The following is a 19961-nucleotide window of genomic DNA, read 5'->3' on the forward strand; positions in this document are numbered from 1 at the left end:
AAATGCGTGTTTCGGTTGAAGCGAGATGCATCGGATCGGTGCGAATCAATGCGAGATTTCGTCCAGCGTGCGCTGGTTGGTACGCGGCCCGAACAGGCCGATGGACGCCATCACCATGACCATCGCAAACGTGATCAGCGCAAACACGCCGGTCACGTCGAAATGGCGCAGAGCAAAGGCGATCATGAAGCCGGAGAACATGGCCGACAGGCGCGACATCGAGTACACGAAGCCGACGGCCCGGGCACGAATGCGCGTCGGGAACAGCTCCGTCTGATAGGCGTGATAGCCCACCGACAGCAGCGTGCCGCACAGCGTGATCGCAACGCCCAGAATCATCAGCATGCCGGGCGACGTCTGCACCGCGAACAGCGAACCGAAGATCGCGATACCCAGCGCCGAGAGCACGACCAGCGTCTTTCTCTCGATACGATCGGCAATCGCCATGCCGATGAGCGGACCGAACGGGTTCGAGATCGCAATGACGAACGAGTACATCAGGCTGTGTGTGATCGTGATGCCCTTGGACACGAGCAGCGTGGGCACCCACGACGCGAAGCCGTAGAACCCGATAGCCTGAAACAGGTTGAAGACCAGCAACGTGATGGCACGACGGCGATACGGCTTTTGCCAGATTTCGCGGAACTTCGCCTTGGTCGCAGCAGGTTCGACGCTCAGCACCGGCGGCGGCAACGGACGGCCGGACTCGCGTTGCACACGCGCTTCCAGCACCGAGAGGATCGCTTCGGCCTCGGCGGCGCGGCCTTGCTGCGCGAGCCAGCGCGGGCTTTCCGGCACGCGGCGACGGATCGCCCAGACGATCAGCGCGCCCAGCGAACCGATGATGACCACCGTGCGCCAGCCGTCCATTCCGAAGACTTGTTGCGGCACCAGCCACCACGACAGCAACGCCACCGCGGGCACCGCGAGGTACTGAATCAGGTGCATGAAGGCGAAGGCACGGCCGCGCAGATGCTTCGGCGCGAGTTCGCTCACGTACGTATCGATGGTCACCAGCTCGACGCCGACGCCGATCCCGGCAATCAGACGCCACAGGTTGATCATCGGCGCAGTCGTCTGAAACGCCATGATGAGCGTGGCGATGGAATACCAGAGCAAGGAGACAGTGAAGATCGTGCGACGGCCGTAACGGTCGGCGAGCCCCGTCAGAAAGAACGTGCCGATGAACAGCCCTGCGAAGGACGCCGCCACAAACGCGCCGAGACCCGACACACCGAAGAACGATGCCGTCGTCGTCGAGTACAACCCGCTCTTGACGAGGCCGGGGCCCACGTAAGCGGTGAAGAAGAGATCGTAGAACTCGAACCAGCCGCCCAGCGCGAGCAGCAGGATCAGCATCCAGACGGAGCGCGTGGCGGGCAAACGGTCGATGCGCGCATTGATCTGCCGACTCGCGTCGGACGGCCCTGCATGGGCGGCGGGCGACGCGTGTGCCGCGCCGACAGGCAAACTCGACATCTCAATCCTCCTTTGGATTGCATTGCAGGTCATTCTGCCAAGTTCTGTCAGACAGAATGACGTTCTGTTTTATGAGAAGTCGAAGGGTATGCCTCCACCCAAGGGGCGGGTATCGGGGTTTACGCGGACATAGAGAGGGCAATTCGGGCGCTTATGCCCGTCGCAAGGTTGGATCTGTAGACCTGGCCGATGGCCGCCACGCCGTCACATCTCGTCCACCGCTGTGGTGGCCGTCGGCTGACCGTCGTGGCATTCCAGCGAGAAGCGATTGCGCGTATCGACGTAAAAGCTCGCACCGAAGCGTCCGACAGGGAAGTAGTTTTGCAGACGCACGCGCCACGCCTGCGTGTCGATCAGTTCGTCGCGCGCGTGCATGCGTTCGACGCGTCCGATGAAGATGTGGCGGCTCGGTGTCTCTAGCGTCTCCCACAGCGTGCATTCGAACGCGACCGGGGCTTCGGCGATGCGCGGCGGGGCCACGAGACTACTCGCCACGGGGGTGAGCCCTGCATGCACGAGCTCGCTTTGCGTCGGCGGCAGACGCTCGCCGCACGCATGCATGCGTGCGGCCATCGCCTCGTCCGTCAGGTGCACGACATATTCGCGCGTGCGCAGAATATTCACCGCCGTGTCCTTGAGCGAATCGTCGTCGCGCCGGTTGATCGAGAGCATGACGATCGGCGGCTCTTCGCCGAGCATGTTGAACATCGAAAACGGCGCGGCATTGACGACGCCGTCTTCGTTGACCGTCGTGACGAGTGCAATGGGACGCGGCACGATCAGGCTGGCCATCAACTTGTAGCGTTGATAGGCCGTAATTTCCCGGAAGTCGATTTCCATGCGATGGCCTCAGGTGCGCTGGCGAATGGTGGATTTGGTCGATTTGGTGGCTTTGGTGGCTTTGGTGGATTGGGCAGACGATGTGGCGGTGTCGCGCTGCGCAGCGCCGGTCTCCGGCAAGCCGAGCAGCGAGGCGAGACTCTTCTGCCCACGCATCCGGGTCGTCTCGATGCGTCGCTCCAGTTCCTCCAGATGCGATTGCATACGGTCGATGGCACCTGCGGCGTCCCGTCGCTCGATGCACGCCACGATGGCGGTGTGTTCGTCGTGCTCGCACGGCGCGTAGCCCGGTGGCTCGTACAACCCCACGATGAGCGAGCAGCGCGAGATCAATTCACCGAGATAGCGCAAGAGCACGGCATTGCCTGCAAGCGCCGCCACGCGTAGGTGGAAGTCACTCGCCAGCCGCGCCCAGGACGGCTGATCGAAGCGGTGCATGGCCGCATGCTCGGCATCGAGTTGCCGACGCAGCATGGCCAGATCCTCATCGGTCACCCTTGCCACCGCCAGCTCGACGAGCGCGCGCTCCAGCGCACGTCGCGCTTCGAAGATCTCGCGCGTTTCTTCCGGCGTCGGCTCGGCGATCACGGCGCCCTTGTTGGGACGCAGCGTGACGATCCCGTCATGCGCCAGACGTTCGAGCACTCGGCGTACGACCGCCCGGCCCACGTCGAAGAGCTGACAAAGCTCGGGCTCGGGGAGCTTGGTGCCGGGTGTCAGACGGTGCGCCAGCACGCCGTCGACGATGGTCCGGTAGATGTGCGTCTCGACGCGCGTCTCGGCGCTCTGCTCAAGCGTGTCGTCGGACGGGGGGGAGTGCAGCGAGTGGAGCGAGAGCGGGCGGGAACCGGCGAGTCCGGTCGCTGTGGCGTCTGGGGCAGCACTGGCGGGATGACGGCGCGCTCGCGGCGCAGGCTTGTTGGCGGGCATAGCAGCTGAAGGCAATAGGGTCGACGTCGAATAATCGGTGCAGTCCGGGCAATCGGGACAGTAGGGCTTGAGCGTCATGATGTCCTCAGCCCATCACGGCATCGGGCCGCGTGAGACTGACCGAGGCGACGTGTGCGGCGATATCGCCCGGGCGCGTGAGCCAAATCTCGCCGCGCTGCGCGGCTTGCACGATCGGTGTGAGCACGCGGCGCAAGTGCCGCAACCGGTAGGGCTGCCCCACGAGATACGGATGCAACGCGATCCCCATGACCAGCGGCTGAGCGCGGGTCGGGTGTTCGGCCTGCGCGTACATCTCGTCGAAGTTATCGGCAATCATGTCGGCGAACGCCACACCGTCCATCTGACGGCCAACGATCATCGGAATGTCGTTGACCTCCTGAGGGTATGGCACCGACCAGAGCGCTCCATGGGCGGTTCGCATGCGCACCGGCCGGTCGTCGTGGCACCAGTTCAGCGTATAGCGGTAGCCGGTGCGGGCGAGCAGATCCGGCGTGTGATGCGTCTCCGAGATCCAAGGCGAGAGCCATCCCGTGGGAGCGCACCCCGTCGCCTGCGCCAGACGCGACCGGCAGTGCATGAGCAGATCGTGCTCGTGCGCGGGCTCGAAGTCGCTCTGACGATGCGCATTCGTGTGGCCGTGTCCGATCAGCTCGTCGCCACGAGCGACGCAGGCGTGCACGAGCGCCGGGCAATGATCGAGCAGCGATGTGTTGAGCACGACACCTGCGGGCATCGACAGATCGTCGAACAAGTCCAGACAACGCCATGCCCCGACCCGATTGCCGTATTCGCGCCAGCTGAAATTGAGCACGTCCGGCTGCGGCGAAACGGGGCCGAGATTCGCGCCCATCCCTTCCCCGAAAGCGAAGTGCTCCAGATTGAAACCCAGATAGACGGCCAGGCGCGCGCCATTCGGCCATCGATACGTATCGCGCGCCGTGATCGGCAGATAGTCGAAGCGGTCGTGAGAACGCAATGCGCCGAAGCGCATGTCGTCGTTCGCCAGAACGTCGCGTTCCGGAAGCGTCAGAGCAGAAGTCATCGGTATGTCGTCATTACGGTACGGCATCGCAGCAGGCTCAGCGAGTGAGGCCGTTCATTCATCGTCGAATCGTTCGTTGTTCGAATCGCTTGCCCGGCGTCGGGCAACTACACAGCCGGACATGCATCCGCGTCATGAGCCGTCTTGAAACATCCGCGCACTGCCGCAGTGCGCGCGCGTTCCGAGTTGGCGCAAAACGCGTCGTCAACGAACACCACACAGAATCGTTCGCAATTTCAATGCCAGATCGTCAACACATTGCCGCGCATATCGTGCAAGGCGATTGCCATGAAATGTCGACGTGGTGGCACGCCTCTTGCGTACGGCGAAAACGTAGTGAGGGGTGCCCGATGCCAGAGCGCTCCTCGTCTTCGAATCGCTTCAGATATGCCTTATGTGTTCTTACGGAGATTGCTCATGTCTGCCTCTGCACGTCGCCACACCCCCTGCTCCACCCTCACCGGCGACCCGGCACCGCTCGCCGCCCCTACCCGCCGCCGTTGGCTTCGCACCGGCGCGCTCGCCCTGGCGGCAGCGGGTATGACGTTTGCCAGCGTTTCGGGTTACGCAGCGGAAACGATCAAGATCGGTCTCATCACTGCGCTCTCCGGCCAGTCGGCGCGAGCGGGTGACGCGTTGACCCGCGGCATGACCATCGCCATCGACGAGATCAACGCGAGCGGCGGCGTGCTCGGCGGCCGCAAGCTCGAACTGGTGCGTCGCGACGACGAGGGCAACCCGGCCAAGGGCGTGCTCGCCGCGCGCGAACTCATTTATAAGGACAAGGTGGCCGTGCTCTTCGGCGGGCTGGATACACCGGTCTCGATGGCCATCGTCCCGATCGCCAATCAGGAAAAGGTGCCGTTCATGGGACCGTGGGCGGCTGGCACGCCGATTACCCACAACGGTGCGAATCCGAACTACGTGTTCCGCGTCTCGGCGGTTGACGAGATCGTCGACGGCGCGATGGTGAACTACGCTCAGCAGACCTTCGGTGCGAAGAAGCTCGGCCTCATTCTCGTGAACAACCCGTGGGGTGAATCGAACGAAAAAGGCATCGTCGCAGCGCTCTCGGCAAAAGGCATGAAGCCTGCGGCGGTCGAAAAGTTCGAAGCCAACGACGTGGACGTCACACCGCAATTGGGACGCCTGAAGGCTGCCGGGGCGGACACACTGCTCATGGTCGGCAACGTCGGACCGTCGGCGCAAGTCGTGAAGTCGCTCGACCGTATGGGGTGGAAGGTGCCTATCGTCTCTCACTGGGGTCCGGCAGGCGGACGCTTCACCGAACTCGCGGGTCCCAACGCCAAAACCGTGCACTTCGTGCAGACGTACAGCTTCTTCGGTGCGACGTCGCCGGTGAGCGCGCGGGTGATAGCTGCGCTCAAGGCGAAGTACCCCGACATCAAGGGGCCGGACGACATCACGCCTGCGGTGGGCGTTGCCAATGCCTACGACGCGATGCGTCTCACGGCGCTCGCCATCGACCGCGCCGGCTCGACCAACGGGGATGCGATCCGCACAGGCTTCTACAAGATCGACCGCTACGAGGGCCTCATCAAGACCTACGTGAAGCCGTTCAGCGAGCAGCAGCACGACGCGCTCTCGGCACAAGACTACGTGTGGGCGCAATTCATCGACAACCGCATCGTGCCGGTGGCCGCCGCAGGGGCGAAGGTCGCGGCGAAGTAATGCTTGCCTAATGCTTACGTAATGCGCGCGTTGTCGGTGACACGACGGCGTCAACGAACGGGCGCTGCCGAGGCAGCGTCCCGGAGGACATCTCATGCAATGGATCTCGGCGCTCGTCGCCGGCCTGGGGCTCGGCAGTATGTACGGCCTCATGGCGCTAGGCTTTCATCTGACTTTCGCCGTCAGCGCGACGGTCAATTTCGCGCAGGGCAGCTCGATGATGCTGGGCGCCGTACTGGCGTACACGTTCTCGCAAACGCTCGGCTGGCCGATGCCGCTCGCCGTCGCCATCGCGCTCGCGCTGTGCGCCGTCTACGGTCTGGTGGTCGAGCGGCTTGCGGTGCAGCCGTTCGTGCGGCGCGGTTCGAGCGCGTGGCTCATGGCGACGGTGGCGCTCGGCATCGTGCTCGATAACCTCGTCATGCTGACGTTCGGCACGGAGCCGCGCAGCCTGCCCTCGCCGCTCGCACAAAGCGCGTTGCAGATCGGTGACGCCGGGCTCGGCGTGTATCCGTTGCAACTGCTGATCCCCGTCGTCGGTCTCGCGCTCGCAGGCGTACTGCATTACATCTTGCGACGCTCGCGCTGGGGTATCGCCATGCTGGCCGTTGTGCAGAACCGGGATGCGGCGCGCCTCATGGGGATTCCGATCCGTCGCACCATCGCCGGGGCCTTCGCTGTCTCGACGCTGCTCGCCGGGATTGCGGGCGTACTCATCGCGCCGCTGTTCAACGTGCAGGCGGACATGGGCACGGTCTTCGGCCTCAAGGCTTTTGCGGTCGCGATTCTGGGTGGATTGTCCAGCGCGTGGGGCGTAATGATTGCCGGTCTGCTGTTCGGCCTTGCCGAGGCGATGATCACGGCGACGCTCGGATCCGGCTACACACAAATCATCACGTTCGGTCTGGTTATCGTGTTGCTGGCAATGCGTCCGGACGGCATGTTCGGTCGTGCGGAGGTACGTAAGGTATGAGCGATTCCGTGTTGAAAATCGCGTCGAAGACCGACAGCGCCCGCGCAACGGCGACACCCCCGCGTTCGCGCAACGATCTGGCATTGGGTGGCGCAATCGCTGTCGCGCTTCTGTCGATGGCCGGTGCGGCGTGTGTGGTGAACGGCTATTTCGTGGTGGTGATCGCGGGCGTGGCGTTACTGGCTATCTGCGGTGTGGGCCTGAACCTTCTGCTGGGTTTGACCGGGCAGGTGTCGTTCGGCCATGTCGGCTTCTATGCGATTGGCGCCTACGCCGTGGCGATTCTGACCACACAGGCAGGCTGGCCATTCTGGCCCGCGTGGCTGGCAGGTGGCGTCATCGCGGCATTCACCGGCGCGCTGCTGGCGTTACCGGCGCTGCGCGTGCGCGGGCCCGGACTCGCGATGGTGACGATTGCGTTCGGGTTCATCGTCGAGCATGGCGCGGTGGAGTGGCGCACGTTGACCGGCGGCCAGAACGGACTGATGGGCGTGATGCCGCCGGGCGCATTCGGCATAGCGGGCAGCGAACGAGTGGTGGCCGTGGCCGCGCTGGCGGTGCTGGCGGTCGCACTCGTCGTCTACGTTCGCATTTCACGTGGCACCTGGGGCGCTGCCATGCGCGCGGTGCGCGACAGCGAGACGGCGGCCGCATCGATCGGTGTCGACCCGCTGGTTGTGAAGGCGGTGGCCTTTGCGTTTTCCGCCGCGCTCGCGGGACTTGCGGGCGGACTCTTTGCGCCGTTGCAAGGCATGGTGACACCGGGCATGTTTTCCTTCCTGCAATCGATTCTCTTCGTACTTGTCGTGATGATCGGCGGGGCGGGCACGATTGCGGGACCGCTCGTCGGGGCCGCGATCGTGGGCTTGTTACCGGAGTTTCTGGCGAGTCTGGAGAACATGCGCCTGCTTTGCTTCGGCGTGTTGCTGCTGGTCGTGCTGTGGGGCGCACCCAATGGCGTCATCGGGGTGCTCGGGCAATGGTGGATGTCGCGCAGACGTGTTGTGCCGGACGGCACGGACCTCGCGGCAACGTCGATGCTCGCCCTGCCGGTGCTTGAGGCATCGCAACGAAAGGAACTGACGGCGCAGGGACTGACGATGACCTTCGGGGGCGTCAAGGCCGTCGCCGATCTTTCGTTCACGTTGCCTGCGGGTCGGGTGACGAGCCTGATCGGGCCCAACGGCGCGGGCAAGTCGACCGTCCTCAATATGCTCTCGGGCTTTTACCGGCCGCTGTCCGGCACGCGTGCGCTCGGCGCTCACGCACTGGCGGCACGCGGTGCTTGCGACAGCGCGCGTCGCGGCGTGGCGCGCACGTATCAGACCTCGCAATTGTTCGGTGGCATGAGCGTGCTCGATAACGTCACGCTGGCACGCAGTGCCGGACGTCTCGGTGCACTGCTCGGCGGCGCCCGGATGCGAGGCGAGACACCGCGCCGGGAGGCCCTGGCATTGCTGCGTGCGTGTGGCTATCTGGGCGACGTCGAGCTGATGGCGGCGGATCTCGCGCACGTCGACCGGCGTCTGGTCGAAATCGCGCGAGCATTGGCAACGCGCCCGTCGGTGCTGCTGCTCGATGAACCTGCGGCCGGGCTCTCGACGCAGGACAAGGCGCAGTTGGGCAAGCTGTTGCGTCGCATTGCCGACAGCGGCGTCACCGTGGGACTCGTCGAGCACGATATGTCGCTGGTGATGGGCGTATCGGACGGCATCGTCGTGATTGATGCGGGGCGCTTCCTTGCGCAAGGCTCCCCCGCCGCGATTCGCCGTGACGAGCGGGTGCGTGAGGCGTATCTGGGGGCTTCGGTCCCCGACGCGACCGGCGCGACGACGGCCCCGACAGCGCGCGAAAAGGCAGTGACCCCGGAAATCCTCGGGGTCGGCAAATTGACGGCGGATTACGGCGCAGCGCCGGTATTGCACGACGTGTCGATTCAGGTGCGCGAAGGAGAACTCGTCGCCCTGCTCGGTGCCAACGGCGCGGGCAAGTCGACGCTCATGCGCGCACTCGCGGGACTGCACCGTCCGGTCAAGGGCGGCATCACCTTCAATGGACGCGATCTGTCACGTCTGGACGCCGCGCAGATCGCGGCGCTCGGCGTGGTGCTCGTGCCGGAGGGGCGGCAGGTGTTCCCGGAGTTGTCGGTCCTCGACAACCTGCGTCTCGGCGCTTTCCCGTGCGGACGTCTGCCCAAAGCGACGCTCGATGCACGCATCGCACAGATGTTTGCACGCTACCCGCGACTGCAAGAGCGCCAGCATCAACGCGCGGGCTTGCTCTCCGGCGGCGAGCAGCAAATGCTGGCGATTGCGCGAGCGCTAATGTCGTCGCCGCGCGTGTTGTTGCTCGACGAGCCTTCGCTCGGTCTGGCCCCTAAGGTGATTGCGTCGTTGTTTGCGTCGCTCGATGCGCTGCGTCGCGAATCGCTCTCGATGCTGCTCGTCGACCAGATGGCCGCCATGGCGCTGTCGATTGCCGACCGTGGCTATGTTCTTGAAGAGGGACGTGTGACGGTCAGCGCAGCGGCGAGCGAACTGGCAGGCGACGCACGGCTGGCCGCGGCGTATCTCGGGGGTGAGCATGACGCAGGGGCGGCAGCATGATGCGTGACATGACGGTTTGCGAGTCGCCCCGCGCCGCGAGTGGGTGTCGTGGACTGGTGACCAGCCCGCACACGCTGGCGAGTGCTGCGGGCCGCGACGTGTTGCAACAGGGCGGCAACGCCATCGAAGCGGGCATCGCCATTGCCGCGATGCTGTGCGTGACGATGCCTCATTTCACCGGCCTCGGCGGAGACGGTTTCTGGCTTGTCGCCGACGGGACGTCCGAGGGCGGCACAGCGCCACTTGCCATCTCCGGCATCGGACAGGCGGCGCGGGATCTGCCGTCACGATGGCTCGGCGGCGAGGCCATTCCCTTGCGCGGGCCAAGCGCCGCATTGACCTCGGCGGCGACGGTGGCGGCATGGGAAGCGGCGTTCCGCATCAGCCGCGACACGTGGGGCGGTCGATTGTCGTGGGCATCGTTGCTCGCACCGGCGATCGCGGCTGCCGACGCGGGATTCCCGACGAGTCGTTCTCAGGATTTCTGGTACACGTATCGCGCCGACGAGATGCACGATGCGTCAACGTGGCGCGGCTTCGCACAAGCATTTCTGTCCGGCGGTCGCGCCCCGGCGGCAGGCGAGACATTTCGTCAACCGGCATTGGCGGCGACACTGCGTCAGCTGGCAGATGGCGGACCGCGCGAATTCTATGAGGGCGAGCTGGCAACCCGCATGGCGCACGGCTTGCAGGCGGCAGGCGCTCCACTCACGCGCGAGGATCTTGCCGCCACACGTGTGCATGTGTCGCCTGCGCTGACGATGCCGTATGCAGACGGCGTGCTCGCGACGATGCCGCCGCCCACACAGGGCGTCACGACGCTCCAGATCATGGGCATTCTCGAGCGCGTCGGACTGAAAGACTGCGAGCATGGCAGCGCGACGTATTACCACCGGCTAGTCGAAGCCGTGAAGCAGGCGTTCCTTGATCGCGACCGATACGTCGCGGATCCGGAGTTCGTCGACGTTCCCCTCGCGGCGATGCTGTCGGACGACCAACTTCGGGCCGCCGCCTCGAGAATCGAAGATCGTACGGCGCTCGAATGGCCCCATCGGTTTCGTGAGGGCGATACGGTGTATTTCGCCGCGACCGACGCGGCAGGACGGGCCGTGAGCGTTCTGCAAACGATCTATTTCGACTGGGGAAGCGGTGTCATGGCGGGCGATACCGGCGTGCTTTGGCACAACCGGGGCGCGGCGTTTCGTCCCGCCGCAAGCGCGCATCCGAACGCACTCATGCCGGGCAAGCGGCCGTTCCACACGCTCAATCCGGGCATGTATCTAAAGGGCGGGCGCGCACGGTTGTTGTACGGCACTCAGGGGGCCGACGGACAACCGCAAACGCTGAGTGCATTGCTGACCCGACTGATCGACTTCGGGATGTCCCCGCAAGAAGCACTATCCCATCCGCGCTTTCTGCTTGGCCGCACGTTCTCCGACAGCCGGGACAATCTCAAGCTCGAGCGCGATGCCGGGCAAGCGGTATTCGACAGCCTCAGCGAGCGCGGACATTCGGTGGTGCCCTTACCTGCCCACAGCCCGCTAGCCGGACAGGCAGGCGTCATCGCGATTGCGGAGGACGGCGTGGCAACCGGCGCACATGACCCTCGCAGCGATGGAGCGGCGTTGGCGGTTTAGGGCCAATCGACAGACGTCATCATCCATCGGAAGTCGCAATGAATCTGCAAGCTCTCCGTTGCATTGCGGTGGATCTGAAATCCGTATTGCTTTAGCAAAGTGAGGATGCAGCTCAGGGATGATGCGTGCCGCCGGACCCGGCGCTGCTGCCAGCTTGAAGGGGTGAAGACGCCAAGCGGCAGCATGCGGATGCGGCGTCCGTTTACGCAGAACGAGACGTCGACATGTGTGCCATCGACGTCGTGGCCGTTGCTGCCGAAAATGTCGGTGATCTCGTGTTGGCGATTTGGGTACAGCCGACGGAACACGCCAATGCCGAACTTGCGGAACTGCCTCCTCGCGAAGCCGAGTTGGGACGCGTGGGCCTCATATCCTCTAGTGAGGATCAGCGTGATTTCTTCGGGCAGTTGCGTCTGAATATCCTGAAGGGCTTTCAGAACAGCCTCATCCACACGAACGTAGCGCGCGGGCCATCGGGGGCTAACTCGCAGTCCGCCGTGGGAGCCGCGTGTCAAAGTTGTCAGAGGCATGCAGGGACTTTCGTGTGCGTCAGGTTGGACTGCTACGGAAGTCGAGCAGTTTAATCGACGTCTGGTCCCTTGCGTCCGGCTTTACCCGCCCAATCGGCAGACGTCATGACCAGCCGGAAGCCAATGTGCGACATCGGATTCGCGGGGTCCGTGCCGCGTCTCGCGCTGGTGCGGTAACCGCTGCAATAGGTGTCGCTGCACAGGAACGAGCCACCGCGCGTGACGCGCTTCGGCGCATCGACCGGTGTCGCGCCGTCGTCGGGATCGAAGCTTGACGTCGGGCCAGACGGATCGACGGTTCGGCCGCGACGTTTGGCCTGCGTCGCGAATTCGTCAGCGCGGTACCAATCGGCCACCCACTGCCAGACGTTGCCCGCCATGTCGTAGAGGCCGTAGCCGTTCGGCGAGAACTGTCCTACGGGAGTCGTTCCGATCTGAATCTTCGACGAGTCGACGACGGGGAACGGACGCGCGTTGTCGTCCCACACGTTCGCCATGGATTTGCCGTCGGGACGTTTCGTATCTCCCCATGCGTAGTCCGCTTGTGTCAGTCCACCGCGTGCCGCCACCTCCCATTGCGCTTCGGTCGGCAAGCGCTTGCCGACCCATGTCGCATAGGCCAAGGCGTCGTCATACGACACCTGCACCACCGGGTGATTTTCTTTGCCCGTCAGATCGCTGCCCGGCCCTTGCGGATGACGCCAGTTCGCCCCGGGCACGAATCGCCACCACGCCGAATAGTCCCGCAGTGACACCATCGCTTCGGTGCCGACGAAGACCATCGCACCGGGCACGAGAGCTTCCGGCCGGGGCGCAGGCGTTCCCGGTGGCAGCTGCACACGCAAGTCTTCCCAGCGCGGTGGGCGCTCGGCTGTGGTGACGTAGCCCGTAGCGTCGACAAATCGCGCGAACTCTGCGTTCGTGACGTCGTGAACATCCATCCAGAATCCACTCGTCGTCACATCAAATGCAGGGCGTTCGTTGTGCTGCGCAAGACGGCTGTCGGTGCCCATGAGGAACGTCTGCCCCGGAATCCACGCCATCTTCTCGGGACCGCGCTTGCCGTCGCCAACGAGCGGCAACGTCAGAGGCGCGGGCGGAATGTTCGACTGGCTTCGCTGAACCAGCGCCGACGCGTGTCGCGACGACGCCATCCACCCGATCGATACGCCCAGCAAGATAATCGCGAGCGCCCATGCGAGGTGATCGTGACGCGTCCCCTTACTCATTCGGTCGCGCCCGGTGCCAGCACCACACCGACACGTTTGGCGTAGTCCACCCAGCCCTGCTTCAGACGCGCCACAATGTCGGGGTGATCGACTGAGAGGTCCGTCGTCTCGCCACGGTCACGGGTCATGTCGTATAGCTTCCAGTCGGGCGGTTCTGCGACCGGCTGCGGACCACGCTTCATGTGCACCGACAGCAACTTCCATCGGTCGTCGCGAACATAGCGGTTCCCGCCGAACTCGGCGCCGAGCAGACTGCCGTTGGGGAGATGGCGCTGCGTCTTTCCGGTGAGAAGCGGAAGCAACGACGTGCCCGTCATCGGATTGACGGATTCGCCGCGATAGCGGTCGCCCGGGTTCGGCAGCCCGGCCAACTGGAGGAAGGTCGGAGCGAGATCGAGGACGGTTGTCAGTTGTGTCGCCGTCGCCTGAGCGCTCGATTGTTTCGGCATCCGTACGATAGCGGGTACGCTCACGCCGCCCTCCGACGGGTATCCCTTGAACAACCGGAAAGGCGTCGCGCTCACTTCCGCCCAGCGGGTGCCGAGAGCTATGTTGGAGCGGCGACGGCCGAGATTTTCATAGCTGTTGTCGTTGTTCGGCCCGTCCGGGTAGAACATATCGACCTTCTCGCCTGACGGGCCGTTGTCGGAGGCGAAGAAAATGAACGTGTTGTCGTACGCGCCGACCGACTTCAGATGATCGACGAGGCGGCCGATGTTGGCGTCCAGTGTTTCGACCATCGCCGCATAGACTTCCATCTTGCGGGCTTCGGTCTTCTTTTGCTCCGGCGAGAGTTGATCCCAGCGAGGATTCATGGGCGACGCAGGCAGTAACGTGGCCGGACGGAAATCCGGTGGCAGCAATCCCAGCTGCCTTTGGCGTGCAATTCGCTCGTTACGAATCGCGTCGTAACCGGCGTCGTAGCGACCACGATAGTTGTCGATGCGGTCGTCCGGTGCCTGCAAGGGCCAATGCGGGGCCGTGTAGGCCGCGTACGCAAAGAAGGGTTTTCCGTCGCCGAGATTCCGGTCGATGTAGCCGATCAGTTTGTCGGTATAGCCCACGCTCGAATAGAAGTTTGGCGGCAGCGTCACCATCTTGCCGTTCTCGCGATACGACGCCCGGTCGGCAGAGGTGACTGCACCCGGGGCCGGAGCGAAGTGCGCCGCGCCCCCTTGAAGCAACACGAACGACGATTCGAAACCGCGCGCCTGCGGGCTTTGCCCCGGCGTGAGACCGAGGTGCCACTTGCCGACCATGTAGGTGTGATAGCCGCCATCGCGCAGCAGACTCGCAATCGAGAACGAGCGTTCGTTGAGATATCCCTCGTATCCGGGATGCCCGACCTGATAGATCTGCAGCGTCTCGGCCATCGTGCCCAGACCCGACTGATGGTGATCGGCCCCGGAGAGCAACATCGCGCGGGTGGGCGAGCAACTCGGCGCGACGTGGAAGTTCGTGAGGATGCGTCCGGACGCGATCAGCGCGTCGAGATTCGGCGTGCGAATCTCGCTGCCGAACGCGCCGATGTCCGAGTAGCCGAGGTCGTCCGCAAGAATCACGAGGATGTTCGGCTTCTCGGACGGGGCCGCTGCCACGGGTGCGGATGCACTGGCTACCAGTGCCGCCAGTGCGCAGAGGCACGTAGTGAGCTTGCGTCGCATCTGCGCGCGCAGGTGTGTTCGTCGATGGTTCATGAGCGGCTCCTGTCAGAACGCATGACTGATACCCAACGCCACAGCGCTGGTGTTCTCGCCGGGCATCGGGACCATGTCGAACGCCAGCGCGTAACGGCTATTGCCCCGGTTGTTAATGCGCGCGTAACTCGCATAGAGGCGCGTGCGTTTGGACAGGCTGTGTTCGATGCCGACGTACAGGCCTGTCGCGTCGCCGTTCGAACTACCGGCTTCGTTGCGATTGACGAGCGAGACGACCAGCTCGTTTGCAGGGGTGATCGAGTAGCGGCCGCCGATCTGCCAGTCGAAGCCTTGCTGCGATGGCTTGCCGGACGTGTACACGCCGGAATAGCGATGCAGTGCCGCAGTGATCTTGTATTGCCCCCGAATCCAGTATTCACCGACGAGCCAGACGTCCTGCATGCCTTCACCGGGACGCGCGTTGTTGAAGTTGTCGTAGACGACGGACGCGAACCACGGGCCGGTCGAATAGCGCAGGCCCGTACTCGTCCCCTGCCCGCTCTTGGGGCGCTCGCCCGGCTGGAGGTTCTCCCCTTGCTTGCCGAGCGACAGCGACGAGATCACCTGAAAGCCCTGCCACTTCGGCGACTCGTACTTGACGGTGTTGTTCTCCAGCCAGCGCTCGTAGGAAGCGATGACGTTAGTGATGACGCTGTAGTTGCCGGTGTACGTGGGATCGATGCGTCCGTAAGTGGTGGCAGACGTCACTCGCATGCGGCCGAGCAGGAATCGACCGAACTCGCCTTTGAGGGCGACGTAGGCATCGCGCGCGGGTGGCACGGGCGTCGTGCCGTTGTTCACGCGCAAGCGCCATTCCAGAACGGCCTGCGCTTCGAGGGTGTCGGTGATCTTTTCGACGTCGCGAAAGACGAAGCGCGACGTCTGAAGTCCGCCGCTCTGAAGCCGTTGCGTCGTGGTGTTTTGCGCCCGGATCGACTCGACGTAGCTGTCGACGAAGCCGGACAAAGTCGGGCCGGTTTGCGCCCAGGATGCTCCCGCACACTGCGCTAACGCGAGTGCGGTGCAGGCCTTCTTGTACATGTCTCCTCCTGTGCGCCGGACGACGCGCCACGAGTCATGGCGGAGCGTTGCAGGCGCAGTGGCCCGGTGACGCCGTGACGTCCCGGTGCTCGATATGGGGGTGTTCCGATGGCGGGATCTGGCCTTACTTGTTGAGGCTCATGACCCAGTGGGCGAAGCGCTCGGCTTCGTCGTCGGGAATGGCGTTCGCGGGCATGGGGATGTTCCCCCACTTACCGGTGCTGCCCTGGAGGATGCTCTTCCTGATCTTGGCGAGCGCGTCTGGATCGTTCCGATAGGACGCCGCAATTTCACGGAACGACGGCCCGACCTTTTTACTGTTCATGTCGTGACAGGCACGGCACGTCTGCTCGCTGGCCGACGGTGCAGCCCAGACGCTGTGCGCCTGAGCGGTGGCGGCGAGCGCGATGGCAATACTTAACGAAACTCGGCGAAACTTCATGGATACCTCGCAAATGAGCGATTCCCAGGGCCGAGGAATCGAGGTGGACTAAAGGAGTTTTATGTATACATATTTATGTCAAAGAATACATTGAAATAATTTGGTGTACATGAAAGGTTTGGAAGTGGTTATTCCAAGGGGTTATAGCGGGGGGGCGTGAGCATGACTGCGCCGAAGGTCTCAAGCAGCGTGACGAGAAGTGTCAGCAGCGCCGTAAACGCACAAAGGGCCTCCTTATCGGGAAGCCCTTTTGTTTGTCCTCAGCGGAGCAACGGGGAGTCGAAGCATGACCCAGACGCCCAAAGAAACGAACATGCGGGGCGCACATTATCCTGCACGGGGCATCATACCTTTGCTCTCCCGCCTAAAACTCAGTTACCTCTATAGGTCGCATAACCGAACTGACTTAGAAGCAAAGGAATGTGGTAGTGCTGGGTTGCATCTACAACACGGAACATCACCGGAATTTCGGGGAAAAACGTGTCCTGCTTCATCTTCCCAAAGTATTCCCCTGTTTTAAAGATCACGCGATATTCACCTTTGGTGAAGTGCTCACCCTTCGGGAACAGAGATCTGATTCGCCCTTGCGCATCAGTTTCGCCCGACGCAATTTTCTTCCACGCGTTTCCATTCATCCGCTCAAGCTCAACAACCACCCCAACAGGAGGTTTGCCGGTTTGCTGATCGAGGATATGCACACTAATCGGATTGACGTCCGCCATGGCTACGCGGACTGGCAGCAGACAAAAAGCAAGAACAACGAAAATGCATTTTTTCAACATACGTTATCTCTCAATGGTCAAAAATTACATATACAGCGCTAGACCAACCGGCGGGTTAATGTGTGCGTCACTCATCGTACGTGCTATCAACCCGCCAAAAGAGGGGAAATTCCCCAAATGCTAGGGTGCATTTGCCAAAGCAGAACTACGGACTGGGAGATCCGTGAATCACGCTTCGCAGCGTATGTAGAATGCGTCGTGTCGAGGCCAGCCCGGTGAACCTATGATTCAGTTCGCATTACTTCTTGTTTCGGCGACTGCTCTCGTTGCGACGATCGTCGCGGCGGTAAGAGACGTTGATCACCGTCGATATTGGACGGTCTGTGCATGCTTCATCTTCGCAGGATTCGCATGTTGGATCGCGTTCGCTGCAATAGGATCGGAAGTCGACGCGCAAGGCGTTTTGCATGAGCCGTTCGCATTGGTGCCGGTGGGAATGTTGATGGTAGTCATTGGCGTAGTCGGCAGCTTGGTACGCGGAATCATGACGCTGTATCGCCGCCAATCGCGGGGCACCAAATGAAGAGGATGTTCTGCGATCAGCAGATCGTTCAACGTAGGCCGACTGTCTTCCTCCAGGGAAGCCCCGCGTCGTAGTCGTCAGCGGTTTCCGTTGGTGGCAGACGTTGGAACAGTCAGGTGAGTAAGCATCCGACCATTGGGTGGCATCCGAAATTTCCGTGCCGCAAACAGTGGTTTAGTCGTCGTTACAACCTCGTATCAGTCGACTCTAGCTACGATTTTCGCCAAGAAGCCACAATCCAACCGCCCGCCCAACGCCTGCCCCTCGACATACAATCATCCCCCACATCGCCCCGGCGACATGGACGAATTCGTAGGAGGATCATTGATGCACAACGAGGCGCAACCCCATGTCTCCCGCAACTAAATGGGTGCTGCTTGAAGCGTTGCTACCGCTCTTCGGAGCAACGTTGATTTATGGGTTTCTTGGGGCAGCCAAGTGGCTGGTGACACCTGCATGCAGGCGGGTGAAATGGGCGTGGGGCCAAGCGTTCGATTCAATGGGGTGGTTGTACGGCGGGGCTATTCTTGCCGTTCAGTCGGGACTCAGGGGAGTCGACCACTCCGTAAGCGGACAAAACTCGATTGCTGTATGGATTTGTTTCGGCACCGCTCTTCTTTGCGGCGCTGTTGTGGCCGCAGGCATGATTACCCGAGGGGAAATTCCAGAATGGAAGCCGCCCGGTATCCTGATAGTATTTACCTGCGTTCTGATGGCAGTCATCGTTGTTTCGGCCTACAACGTTCAGGACGCAACATTAGTCAATGGAGTCGATAATGTCCGCCACACCGACGCGCAAACGACTTGCCGCTAGCGCATCCAGAGCGCGCTCAATCCGTAGGACAAGTCTAGGATCCAGCCGCGCGCTATCCCCCATACCCCAACGCCAGACACCTTCTAGCGGATTGATCAAGATAGTGACTACGCTCACGGGGGCAACCGCCGTCGGCCTAGGTACGACGGTGCTTACTCCCAGCGCAATCGTTACCGTGATTGCAATGATCGTAGGACTCATTGGAAGCGGGCTCCTGGTCAAACGGTACGGATAACATTAGCGGTTTGCACACGTCAACGGAGCCATTGGGCTCCGTTTTCGTTTCCGGATGCGCCAAAACTCGTCCAGTCTCAAGCAACTGGACGAGCGCAGCATCCCCTGATCGCAAATGATCAATCCAAACTGACGTGTCGACCAGAATCATGCGGGCTACGTTTGGCGTCGAGGAATGTCACCAAGGTCAGCCTCGTTCCCACTCAAACGCGCCAAGCGGCGGGCGCTCTCACGCTCGATCAATGCCTTAAGCGCTTCGCGGATCAGCGCAGACCTTTCCTGTAGGCCGGTGAAGGCTTGAGCCTTCGCCAAAAGATCATCATCAAGAGTCAATGTCGTTCGAATGTTTCACCTCGTCAACAGTCCGTTAGCACGATTGCGGCATCGAATGATGTCCTGTTTTGAGCCGCACCATTCTCGCCTATTGCTCTCCCTAGTCACGCGCCTTATTCCAAACGAGAAGATATGAGGCTCCAACATCCCTCCAAGGAACCCCACATTCAACCGTACAGAAAACCCAAAAAATCCTTCCAAGACAGTCAGTTATCAGTTCCAGGCAACCCTACATTTAACCCAACAAAACCTCATCGCGTTCTCGTCGACCAAGAAGAGTCCCTATTGAGACTTCGGAATAATCTGAATCTCAACGAGTGACCTAGAATGCGACTCCGAACGCGTGGTGCCCACAACGTCAGCTCGATAATCTTGCTCCTGTCGCGCTCCAAACGCGGCCGGGTTTGGCGACCCGATTGATGCTTTACTAGGGCACACAGCCGCGCAGTTTGCGGCTTTCGTGTGCGCTGTGCCACGCCTCGTTGTCAACGGGTGGGCCTGGATTAGGACACCTTCGGGTGTGCCGTTAATCCTAGTCATCAGCGGTTCGCCAACCTAGTCCAGTGCCCGCCCACCCCTGCGCAATGCAGCGGGTGGCGGGAATCTCAAATTGGCTAGTTAGAGGTGCCCCGCATGACGCTTCATCTTCCCGCAGCTTCCCCAGTCCACGCTTCCGTCGACAAGCTCAACACGCTCTCCGAACGCATCCTTGCTCTCACGACGTGCACAGTCACGGATACCGGCAAGGAGGTCCCTCATCGATTCCTACTCGCGATCTTCGAAGAGCTTGGCGAAATGACTGTCGAAATGGCTTGCGAATGCCATAAGTTGAAAGCCGATTTTCTCGATGCGTAATTGCCGCCTCGACTGTCGATAGCGCAGCGTTTTTTAGTTTTTGGACGACGTAAACGCACAAAGGGCCTCCCAACTGGGAAGCCCTTTGTTTGTTCTTGGCGGAGAGAGGGGGATTCGAACCCCCGATAGGCTATTAACCTATACACGCTTTCCAGGCGTGCGACTTAAACCGCTCATCCATCTCTCCTGAATGGTCGCGCATTATAGCAGGTCGGCGACAACATCTCACCCTCTTTCGTGAAATGCGGCGTCAAATTCCTT

At 62.2% G+C, this 19961-nt stretch carries 18 protein-coding genes, 1 tRNA gene and 1 pseudogene; 7 read left to right on the top strand and 13 right to left on the bottom strand.

Annotated elements, in window-relative coordinates; translation table 11 throughout:
* Positions 1-45: 45 nt before the first annotated feature.
* From PCO31010_RS25425 to PCO31010_RS25440, 4 genes are all read right to left on the bottom strand, one after another.
* Positions 46-1479 carry an MFS transporter gene (locus PCO31010_RS25425; RefSeq protein WP_150666705.1) on the bottom strand — a complete coding sequence of 478 codons (1434 nt, stop codon included), beginning with the start codon at positions 1477-1479 and terminating at the stop codon, positions 46-48.
* 204 nt (positions 1480-1683) lie between these two features.
* Positions 1684-2319: a flavin reductase family protein gene (locus PCO31010_RS25430; RefSeq protein WP_150666706.1), complete on the bottom strand. Its 636-nt coding sequence runs from the start codon at positions 2317-2319 to the stop codon at positions 1684-1686.
* A gap of 9 nt (positions 2320-2328) precedes the next feature.
* A complete protein-coding gene (locus PCO31010_RS25435) occupies positions 2329-3327 on the bottom strand; it encodes a GntR family transcriptional regulator (RefSeq protein WP_246184775.1) in 999 nt (332 codons plus the stop codon).
* A 7-nt stretch (positions 3328-3334) separates the two neighbouring features.
* Positions 3335-4312 (bottom strand): polysaccharide deacetylase family protein, encoded by a 978-nt coding sequence (locus PCO31010_RS25440; protein ID WP_425495032.1) that lies wholly within the window; start codon positions 4310-4312, stop codon positions 3335-3337.
* A gap of 540 nt (positions 4313-4852) precedes the next feature.
* Between PCO31010_RS25440 and PCO31010_RS25445 the strand changes: the two genes are divergently transcribed.
* The 4 genes from PCO31010_RS25445 (at position 4853) to PCO31010_RS25460 (ending at position 11220) form a co-directional block, all read left to right on the top strand.
* Entirely contained in the window at positions 4853-6004 is a 1152-nt protein-coding gene (locus tag PCO31010_RS25445) for an ABC transporter substrate-binding protein (RefSeq protein WP_150666744.1), read from the top strand.
* A gap of 94 nt (positions 6005-6098) precedes the next feature.
* Complete coding sequence (locus PCO31010_RS25450; RefSeq protein ID WP_150666707.1) at positions 6099-6977, top strand: branched-chain amino acid ABC transporter permease; 879 nt, start codon at positions 6099-6101, stop codon at positions 6975-6977.
* Complete coding sequence (locus PCO31010_RS25455; protein ID WP_150666708.1) at positions 6974-9583, top strand: branched-chain amino acid ABC transporter ATP-binding protein/permease; 2610 nt, start codon at positions 6974-6976, stop codon at positions 9581-9583. The genes PCO31010_RS25450 and PCO31010_RS25455 overlap by 4 nt, the downstream gene beginning before the upstream one ends.
* Positions 9580-11220: a gamma-glutamyltransferase family protein gene (locus tag PCO31010_RS25460; protein ID WP_150666709.1), complete on the top strand. Its 1641-nt coding sequence runs from the start codon at positions 9580-9582 to the stop codon at positions 11218-11220. Before PCO31010_RS25455 ends, PCO31010_RS25460 begins: the two co-directional genes overlap by 4 nt.
* On the opposite strand, the gene PCO31010_RS25465 is transcribed toward PCO31010_RS25460, so the two are convergent.
* The 6 genes from PCO31010_RS25465 to uraH all read right to left on the bottom strand — a co-directional run bounded on the left by PCO31010_RS25465 (position 11217) and on the right by uraH (position 16941).
* A complete protein-coding gene (locus PCO31010_RS25465) occupies positions 11217-11672 on the bottom strand; it encodes a hypothetical protein (protein WP_217426198.1) in 456 nt (151 codons plus the stop codon). The two genes, PCO31010_RS25460 and PCO31010_RS25465, sit on opposite strands and share 4 nt — an antisense overlap.
* Before the next feature lie 128 nt (positions 11673-11800).
* Positions 11801-12904 carry a formylglycine-generating enzyme family protein gene (locus PCO31010_RS25470; protein ID WP_373275393.1) on the bottom strand — a complete coding sequence of 368 codons (1104 nt, stop codon included), beginning with the start codon at positions 12902-12904 and terminating at the stop codon, positions 11801-11803.
* A gap of 71 nt (positions 12905-12975) precedes the next feature.
* Entirely contained in the window at positions 12976-14676 is a 1701-nt protein-coding gene (locus PCO31010_RS25475) for an arylsulfatase (RefSeq protein WP_217426199.1), read from the bottom strand.
* Between the two features lie 12 nt (positions 14677-14688).
* Positions 14689-15717 (bottom strand): porin, encoded by a 1029-nt coding sequence (locus tag PCO31010_RS25480; RefSeq protein ID WP_150666711.1) that lies wholly within the window; start codon positions 15715-15717, stop codon positions 14689-14691.
* A 124-nt stretch (positions 15718-15841) separates the two neighbouring features.
* The gene (locus PCO31010_RS25485) at positions 15842-16159 is read right to left on the bottom strand and encodes a c-type cytochrome (RefSeq protein WP_150666712.1); all 318 of its coding nucleotides are present in this window, start codon (positions 16157-16159) and stop codon (positions 15842-15844) included.
* Positions 16160-16530: 371 nt separating this feature from the next.
* A complete protein-coding gene (gene uraH, locus PCO31010_RS25490) occupies positions 16531-16941 on the bottom strand; it encodes a hydroxyisourate hydrolase (RefSeq protein ID WP_150666713.1) in 411 nt (136 codons plus the stop codon).
* 223 nt (positions 16942-17164) lie between these two features.
* Between uraH and PCO31010_RS25495 the strand changes: the two genes are divergently transcribed.
* Both PCO31010_RS25495 and PCO31010_RS25500 read left to right on the top strand, forming a co-directional pair.
* Entirely contained in the window at positions 17165-17464 is a 300-nt protein-coding gene (locus PCO31010_RS25495; protein WP_150666714.1) for a DUF3955 domain-containing protein, read from the top strand.
* Between the two features lie 349 nt (positions 17465-17813).
* Positions 17814-18278: a hypothetical protein gene (locus PCO31010_RS25500; RefSeq protein ID WP_150666715.1), complete on the top strand. Its 465-nt coding sequence runs from the start codon at positions 17814-17816 to the stop codon at positions 18276-18278.
* A 286-nt stretch (positions 18279-18564) separates the two neighbouring features.
* Here the strand turns inward: PCO31010_RS25500 and PCO31010_RS27030 are convergent.
* Positions 18565-18663, bottom strand: a pseudogene (locus PCO31010_RS27030) (VapC toxin family PIN domain ribonuclease); the annotation flags it as partial.
* Between the two features lie 5 nt (positions 18664-18668).
* The gene (locus PCO31010_RS25510) at positions 18669-18857 is read right to left on the bottom strand and encodes a type II toxin-antitoxin system VapB family antitoxin (protein WP_150666747.1); all 189 of its coding nucleotides are present in this window, start codon (positions 18855-18857) and stop codon (positions 18669-18671) included.
* Between the two features lie 621 nt (positions 18858-19478).
* On the opposite strand from PCO31010_RS25510, the gene PCO31010_RS25515 reads away from it, so the two are divergent.
* Positions 19479-19700: a hypothetical protein gene (locus tag PCO31010_RS25515; protein ID WP_150666716.1), complete on the top strand. Its 222-nt coding sequence runs from the start codon at positions 19479-19481 to the stop codon at positions 19698-19700.
* Positions 19701-19796: 96 nt separating this feature from the next.
* Here PCO31010_RS25515 and PCO31010_RS25520 read toward each other — a convergent pair.
* Positions 19797-19887 (bottom strand) — tRNA-Ser (locus PCO31010_RS25520).
* Positions 19888-19961: the final 74 nt, after the last annotated feature.

It is taken from the genome of Pandoraea commovens (genome assembly GCF_902459615.1).
Taxonomy (GTDB): domain Bacteria; phylum Pseudomonadota; class Gammaproteobacteria; order Burkholderiales; family Burkholderiaceae; genus Pandoraea; species Pandoraea commovens.

Coding starts and splice junctions, on each gene's coding strand:
- PCO31010_RS25425 (WP_150666705.1), bottom strand. CDS start 1,479: ATGTCGAGTTTGCCTGTCGGCGCGGCACACGCGTCGCCCGCCGCCCAT.
- PCO31010_RS25430 (WP_150666706.1), bottom strand. CDS start 2,319: ATGGAAATCGACTTCCGGGAAATTACGGCCTATCAACGCTACAAGTTG.
- PCO31010_RS25435 (WP_246184775.1), bottom strand. CDS start 3,327: ATGACGCTCAAGCCCTACTGTCCCGATTGCCCGGACTGCACCGATTAT.
- PCO31010_RS25440 (WP_425495032.1), bottom strand. CDS start 4,312: ATGACTTCTGCTCTGACGCTTCCGGAACGCGACGTTCTGGCGAACGAC.
- PCO31010_RS25445 (WP_150666744.1), top strand. CDS start 4,853: ATGACGTTTGCCAGCGTTTCGGGTTACGCAGCGGAAACGATCAAGATC.
- PCO31010_RS25450 (WP_150666707.1), top strand. CDS start 6,099: ATGCAATGGATCTCGGCGCTCGTCGCCGGCCTGGGGCTCGGCAGTATG.
- PCO31010_RS25455 (WP_150666708.1), top strand. CDS start 6,974: ATGAGCGATTCCGTGTTGAAAATCGCGTCGAAGACCGACAGCGCCCGC.
- PCO31010_RS25460 (WP_150666709.1), top strand. CDS start 9,580: ATGATGCGTGACATGACGGTTTGCGAGTCGCCCCGCGCCGCGAGTGGG.
- PCO31010_RS25470 (WP_373275393.1), bottom strand. CDS start 12,904: ATGGCGTCGTCGCGACACGCGTCGGCGCTGGTTCAGCGAAGCCAGTCG.
- PCO31010_RS25475 (WP_217426199.1), bottom strand. CDS start 14,676: ATGAACCATCGACGAACACACCTGCGCGCGCAGATGCGACGCAAGCTC.
- PCO31010_RS25480 (WP_150666711.1), bottom strand. CDS start 15,717: ATGTACAAGAAGGCCTGCACCGCACTCGCGTTAGCGCAGTGTGCGGGA.
- PCO31010_RS25485 (WP_150666712.1), bottom strand. CDS start 16,159: ATGAAGTTTCGCCGAGTTTCGTTAAGTATTGCCATCGCGCTCGCCGCC.
- uraH (WP_150666713.1), bottom strand. CDS start 16,941: ATGTTGAAAAAATGCATTTTCGTTGTTCTTGCTTTTTGTCTGCTGCCA.
- PCO31010_RS25495 (WP_150666714.1), top strand. CDS start 17,165: ATGATTCAGTTCGCATTACTTCTTGTTTCGGCGACTGCTCTCGTTGCG.
- PCO31010_RS25500 (WP_150666715.1), top strand. CDS start 17,814: ATGTCTCCCGCAACTAAATGGGTGCTGCTTGAAGCGTTGCTACCGCTC.
- PCO31010_RS25515 (WP_150666716.1), top strand. CDS start 19,479: ATGACGCTTCATCTTCCCGCAGCTTCCCCAGTCCACGCTTCCGTCGAC.